General features: G+C 39.1%; 4 protein-coding genes and 2 pseudogenes. All 6 read right to left on the bottom strand.

Annotated features, from left to right (window positions below):
* Positions 1-99: 99 nt before the first annotated feature.
* Positions 100-2523, bottom strand: a pseudogene (plsB, locus tag CEX73_RS00685) (glycerol-3-phosphate 1-O-acyltransferase PlsB); the annotation flags it as partial.
* Positions 2524-2668: 145 nt separating this feature from the next.
* Complete coding sequence (gene trpS / locus CEX73_RS00680) at positions 2669-3673, bottom strand: tryptophan--tRNA ligase (RefSeq protein WP_101626705.1); 1005 nt, start codon at positions 3671-3673, stop codon at positions 2669-2671.
* 93 nt (positions 3674-3766) lie between these two features.
* The gene (gene rpe / locus CEX73_RS00675; protein WP_101626704.1) at positions 3767-4438 is read right to left on the bottom strand and encodes a ribulose-phosphate 3-epimerase; all 672 of its coding nucleotides are present in this window, start codon (positions 4436-4438) and stop codon (positions 3767-3769) included.
* A gap of 32 nt (positions 4439-4470) precedes the next feature.
* Positions 4471-4605, bottom strand: a pseudogene (gene aroB / locus CEX73_RS03510) (3-dehydroquinate synthase); the annotation flags it as partial.
* A 105-nt stretch (positions 4606-4710) separates the two neighbouring features.
* Complete coding sequence (gene aroK / locus CEX73_RS00665; protein WP_101626703.1) at positions 4711-5232, bottom strand: shikimate kinase AroK; 522 nt, start codon at positions 5230-5232, stop codon at positions 4711-4713.
* A gap of 228 nt (positions 5233-5460) precedes the next feature.
* Positions 5461-6816, bottom strand: coding sequence for a CDP-diacylglycerol--serine O-phosphatidyltransferase (gene pssA, locus CEX73_RS00660; protein WP_101626702.1), 1356 nt, complete (start codon positions 6814-6816; stop codon positions 5461-5463).
* Positions 6817-6918 lie beyond the last annotated feature (102 nt).

The following is a 6918-nucleotide window of genomic DNA, read 5'->3' as shown; positions in this document are numbered from 1 at the left end:
AAAAATCTAGTGCGTTAATGTTATGTGTGACCGATAATTGCTGGGCAATTATCAAACTTTTTTTTTCCAACGTACTACGATTGATCTGCGGATTAGCGCGCTTGTGATAGAGATCCGAATATCAGGGGTTATGAGTTCATTCAGCAATGCACTTATCTCTTCTACTTTACCGTCGCTAACGTAGCTACTATCCCCAATATACCCCTGATGACGTAGTGTAGTTATAAGGGTAGAAAATATCGCTTTGTCGAAAAAATCTAGTGCGTTAATGTTATGTGTGACCGATAATTGCTGGGCAATTATCAAACTTTTTTTTTCCAACGTACTACGATTGATCTGCGGATTAGCGCACAATAACGAGAAAGTAATAGCATAACGTTGTAGCGTATCTCGTCCACTTGCTGCTAGTAACTTAAGTTGATTTGCGTGCTCCATATTTAGAACAGGATATAGCTGTTGTTTTTGTACGTTTAATAGTCTCTGTCTATACAACTCTGCAATTATACTGTCGATAAAAAATGGTAAATCCTGGTTGCTGAATCGCATAAATAGTTCTGCCTTCAACATGAAATATAAGCATAAGATACAATAATGGAGTTGCTTACGACTGATACCAGGTTTACTATTAATAATAGTCGCCACTAAAGAAGGTAAAATCAATAGATGCTGAATATTATTACGATAATAAGTAATAAGTATTGCTTGATCACTTGATAAAAAGATCCTATCGCTCATAACAGTAAACTTATTAAGTGTAAGCGCATGCTCTAGTAAAGCTTGAGACGTAATATTTGGCACTGTCACTTCAGGTGCATAGGGAACATTACGTAATAGTTCAAGATAGCACGTCAGCTGCGACACTAATTGCGTCTGCGTTAGTGAGTATGAGCACTGACGTGATGCTAGCAACACGCTGGAACACAGATTGATAGCATTAACCGCAGCAGCATTATTAATTCGTATCATAATTGTGACAGCGATATTGTCCACCGTCGGCGCTAACCAATCTGGTTTATGAGTAGCCTCTATGGGTATGGGATCGAGGTTTTCGCGCCATTGCGGAACTTGCTGATTCAGCCAGGTAACCAATGATAAAGGTTCACCAAAATTAACATATCCCAGGCCCAGATGACGTAATTGACGGAATCCACATACCATCTGTATGAATCCTTCTTTTTCTTTGACCGCACCGTATAACTCTTTAGCGTACGTAGCGACTTCCATTACATGCTCATAGCCCACATAGATAGGTACCAGAGTAATCGGCCGTTTGCCGGCACGTAGCATAGCTTGGATAGTCATGGTCAGAGTACCCTTTTTAGGTTCCAGTAGTCTGCCAGTACGTGAACGACCACCTTCTAAAAAATACTCCACCGAGTAACCGCGAGTGAATAGCTCACAGAGATATTCGCGGAATATAGTAGAATAAAGCTTATTTCCCTTGAAAGTACGGCGGATAAAGAATGCTCCTAGTCTACGAAAGATAGGACCGGTCGGCCAAAAATTGAGATTGATGCCGGCGGCTATGTGCGGTGGAACTAGACCCTGATGATACAAAACGTAGGATAGTAACAGATAGTCCATATGACTACGGTGGCAGGGTAAATAAACAATCTCATGTCCATTTTCTGCTAATTTCCGAACCCTATCTACGTTACGCACATGTAAGCCCTGATAAAGAAGGTTCCAGGTCCAGCCTAATACTCTGTCTGAGAAACGTATAGCTTCATAAGAAAAGTCTGCTGCTATCTCTTTTATAAGTGTGCTAGCTTTTTGCTGCGCTTGCTTTACTGATATTTTTTTACTGCGCGCTTCATCTGTTACCGCTTTTGTAATTACTTGAGAAGCTAGTAATTTCTTAAACAAATCATTACGAACCTGTAGGCGCGGCCCCATAGCTACTAGCCTCTGACGTGCGAAGTTAATACGCGCTGCCCGTGCTAGTTTTTGGGCAATAGTATTTATACTAGTATTATCCATACAATTTGCGGTAGCTGTGACTGTATAGCGTATTGGTATTGATAAAGGCCTAGAGAAGTAAACAAAACTATCACGACCTAACCACAGCACAGTGATCAATTTATTAAGACTATCAAGACGTAAGTTGTTATGTCTTTCACGGCCAGGAGAGCGTCCAAACATTACTAAAACTGAAACAATTTGCACATGAAACCAAGGATGTTTGCGGTATAAATTAAGATAATCGTGAAATAATGCGACGTATTGCTGTTGTTTCTTCAACCATGAACATACACGCTGGCGATGATGAATAACAACATAACGAGGAAGTTTAACCCCAGCGATGTGTAGTGGTTCTAGTGGATCTGGTAACATATGTTTAAAACATTGTATACGCAGAGTTAGTAGATCTACTTTAGAGTTAGAGGGTAACAGATATATCATGGGCTGTTGTGGATCTAGACCTGCTTCTGCGAGTGGATCAGCCGGAAGAACGTGAGTTTTGACTACTAACTTAAGTAGTACATATAATAAATTATAGTAAATAATACGCCAATTAGACATTTTAATATTAAGCATCTTGCTAAATTACCTTAAGTATGTATGAAAGTAACTTTTTTGGCGTTTTATCTATCATGTGGGAAAACTTTGATACAAGATTGGTTAATAATTATTAGTAATATAGCCTATAAGTAGTACTTATATAGACTTAATAGTTAACCCAAAAACCTACTGCATCATAAACTTTCGCCAGAGTTACGCTAGCATTGTTGCGTGCTTTTTCAGCTCCGTCACGCAGCACCTGACTCAGGTAGGTTTCGTCTGCTCTTAGTATATAATAACGCGCCTGCAGTGACTTAAGCATATCTAATACCGTACTTGCTACAGCTGCTTTTAAATTATTGTACATTTTCCCCTCAAACATCTGTTCTAACTGCGCTATAGGAGTTTGACTAACGCAGGATAAAATATTAATTAAGTTGGAAACTCCAGGCTTTTTAATGGGATCAAAGTATATTCTAGGTGGATAGTCAGAGTCAGTAACAGCATTATGAATTTTTTTTACAACACACTTAGGATCATCTAATAATGTAATTACATTATTGCTGTTATCATATGATTTAGACATTTTTTTAGTCGGTTCCCGTAATGACATCACACGGGCACCAAAATGAGGAATTAATGGCTCCGGCACCGTAAAAATGTCGCTATACAAGGTGTTAAAACGTTTTGCAAGATTGCGAATAAGCTCAATATGTTGTTTCTGATCTTCACCTACTGGTACTTTATTAGTCTGATATAAAAGTATATCAGCTGCCATAAGCACAGGATAGCTAAATAGCCCGGTGTTTATATTATCCGCATAACGAACAGATTTATCTTTAAACTGCGTCATACGGCTAAGTTCTCCACAGTAGGTATAGCAGTTCAATAACCAGCTTAACTGGCTATGTTCTGGCACATGAGATTGAATAAATACCGTACTTTTATTAGGATCGATACCACAAGCGAGATATAGTGCTAAAAAATCAAGGGATATCTTACGTAGCTGTTGCGCGGACTGTCGTACGGTAAGAGCGTGTAAATCTACTATGCAATAGTAGCATTCGTAATCATCCTGCATACTCACCCACTGACGTAACGCACCTATATAGTTGCCAATGGTCAATTCTCCTGATGGCTGGGCACCGCTAAAGACAATTGGTTTAATCATGTTACGCTTAATCACCATAGGTATGCTAATGGCTTCTGGGCTATCTTGGATACTATCCGTATCATCTGATTTAAGACTCCTTGACGTATCAGCTTAAATAACTAATGCAATCTGGTGACGCATAGCTTGAATTACTGCCTGGTAATCTTGCTGGCTAAAAATCGCTGATCCTGCTACAAAAGTATCTGCACCGGCGGTAGCGATGGTACCTATGTTTTCTACCTTAACTCCCCCGTCTACCTCTAGGCGGATATCTACGTTATTTTCGTCAATCATTTTGCGTGCTTGCCGTAATTTGTCCAGCGTAGATGGAAGGAAAGATTGCCCCCCGAAACCGGGATTTACCCCCATTAACAAGATCATGTCTATTTTATCAAGCACATATTCTAAATAGTGAAGTGACGTAGCAGGATTAAATACTAGTCCTGCTTTACAACCTTGCTCTTTAATTAGTTGTAAAGAGCGATCTACATGTTCTGATGCTTCGGGATGAAAAGTGATATAGTTAGCCCCGGCAGCAGCAAAATCAGCAATTAAGCTATCAACCGGCTTGACCATTAAATGCACATCGATGGGTACGGTAATACCGTATTCACGCAACGCTTTTAGTACCATTGGTCCCATAGTAAGGTTAGGTACATAGTGATTATCCATAACATCGAAATGTACTACGTCCGCCCCAGCAGAGACTACTCGTGCAGTATCTTCACCTAAACGGGCAAAGTCAGCCGAAAACAGAGATGGTGCTATCAAAAAATTTTTCATCTGCGTATGATTTTATGTCATTTTTGTTAGTTTATTACACCACCACCTAAGGCAATAATAGTCGTGTCACGGTTATGATTTCTTTCTAGCAGGGTAGTGACAATTTTGTCTAGCATCGCCAAAGATTTATACTGCTCACCATCCGGTAAAATACACGTTACCACCATAGCTTTATCGCCGCGCGCCAAGGGCTAAAATTAGGATAGCTACGTTTTCCTAATTTTACGCTAATTGTTTTCACAAAAAGGTAATGATTTTGAGTTAATTAATCATTAGTTACGTTCTAAAAGACTGATTATTTGGTAAGCAATAATCTTGGCACTTTGTTCATTAGCGCGAATCGTGACATCAGCGATCTCTTCGTATAAAGGATTACGTTCACGAGCCAGTACTTCTAGCACTTCACGCTGGGGTATTTTTACTTGCAACAGTGGACGCTTCTTATCACGCTGCGTACGGACCAGCTGTTTTTCAATAGTAGTCTCGAGATAAATTACTACACCGCGGGCAGAAAGGCGGTTACGTGTATCACGTGATTTAATCGATCCTCCTCCGGTAGCAAGTACAATTCCCTGTTTTGCTGTTAGTTCGTTGATAACTTTTTCTTCCCGATAACGGAAGCCATCTTCACCTTCTACGTCAAATACCCAGCCTACATCAGCACCGGTACGTCGCTCAATTTCTTGATCCGAATCGAAAAACTCCATATTAAGCTGTTGAGCTAACTGACGACCAATAGTGCTTTTACCAGCACCTATAGGCCCCACCAGAAAGATATTGCGTTTCTCTACCATTTTTTTTCTTACTATTATGGTGAATTACCATCCCGCTAATTATAATTAGCGGCGATACCTAAATTTAAATGAGTACGATAACTTTACTTAAATTATCTCAACACTACGGGTTGTTTGGCAACTTATTAAATGGCTCTATTTCGTATCATAAAGTATCTCATATAGTATTTATACGTAGGTAGCTTTTTATTATTATCAGGCTTTCGTTGCTGATATACTCATTTTTGCTCATAGTATTTGACTAATTAAGCGATCGATAAAGATAGGGCGTAAACGGCGAATTAGTTTACGCACTTTAACCGGATAGTCGGCAATACTTTGTAATTCTGTAAAATGAAGCACTACTTCGGTGTCAGTTCGAATCAATGCTAATTCTTGTTCGCGTTGACTATACAATTCATGCTGTGGGTCGTGAATTAACAGCGCATTTTCTAAATCTAATCGCCAGGAACGGGGATTAAGATTATTACCTGTTAACAACAACCACTCATTATCTATCCATATACCCTTAATATGATAGCTATTTTCGCTATTTTTCCATAGTCTCACTATTAATTGACCATTATTGATATAACTTTGTAGTCTGGTAACAAAGTTACGTAAGTTTATTTCATACAAATAGGGTAAAATACCGATTATTTGAAAAGGTTGATCAGTGGGCAGATAAAAATCATTAGCCGTTTTGTCGCCAACTATCACTTCAATTTGCTTGCCCTTACGCAGTTGACTAACTAAATGGCGTACTAGTCGCGCCGGCATATTAAAGTAGGGTGTACATAGTATAATACTAGTACTGGCTGCACAAATAAGGTTATGGATAGTTTGATTTAAGATACTTTGTTTGCCTAACCCTACCAATGGGGTAATAGCTAGTTCATTTAGCGCAGCTTTTCCTTCATAGCAGTAACGTGCCTCACGTAGAGAATGACGAAATAATTTAGTATTATGTTTGATTTTCAATCTCTTAGGGCGCGTAGGATCGTCTAATCGATTGACTGCTAGCGCTGTAAAAAACTGTTGTCTGATATAACTCAGTAAAGACTCAGCCAATAGTGGGTTACGTATAATATAGTAACGATCGTACCGATACTTATCGTGCTGATGCAAATAAATATTGTTTAAGTTAGCGCCGCTGTAAATAACATTATTATCGACGATAAAGCCTTTCAAATGCAGTACCCCTAGTGCCTCACGCGTATTGATCGGTACCCCATACACTGGTACTTCTACACCTGAATAAAATTCAGCCATGTTGCAATACCAGTCCGCATTAGTATGACCATTATTGCCACCGATACGACTACGTTGTGCCCGATGCCAGTCTACTAATACGGCTACTTCTAGATGAGAATTAATCTGTTTTGCTTTATATAGAGCATCAAGAATTACTTGACCACCTTGGTCTTGCTCCAAATAAAGCGCAACCAAATATATTCGATGTTGAGCTCCTGAGATAGCTTTGAGCAGGGCATTTCGAAACGCTTTAGGACTATAAAGTATTTGTATATCTGCAGCAATCTGAGGAATTTTGGGCAGTTCTTCAAGGTGTTGTTGATGTTTGCTGCTGTTAAAGTTTAAGAACATTATAGTGTGTGTCGTTAATTATATTACTTTGGTTATGTATAGATATCACTGTAGATCGCTTTAATAATAAGTCTTAACTAGGTGGACTTTCTTCATGTTCCT

Origin of the sequence: Candidatus Palibaumannia cicadellinicola (assembly GCF_002855795.1) — a bacterium.
Classification (GTDB): domain Bacteria; phylum Pseudomonadota; class Gammaproteobacteria; order Enterobacterales; family Enterobacteriaceae; genus Baumannia; species Baumannia cicadellinicola_C.
This window is presented reverse-complemented; position numbering and strand designations above follow the sequence as displayed.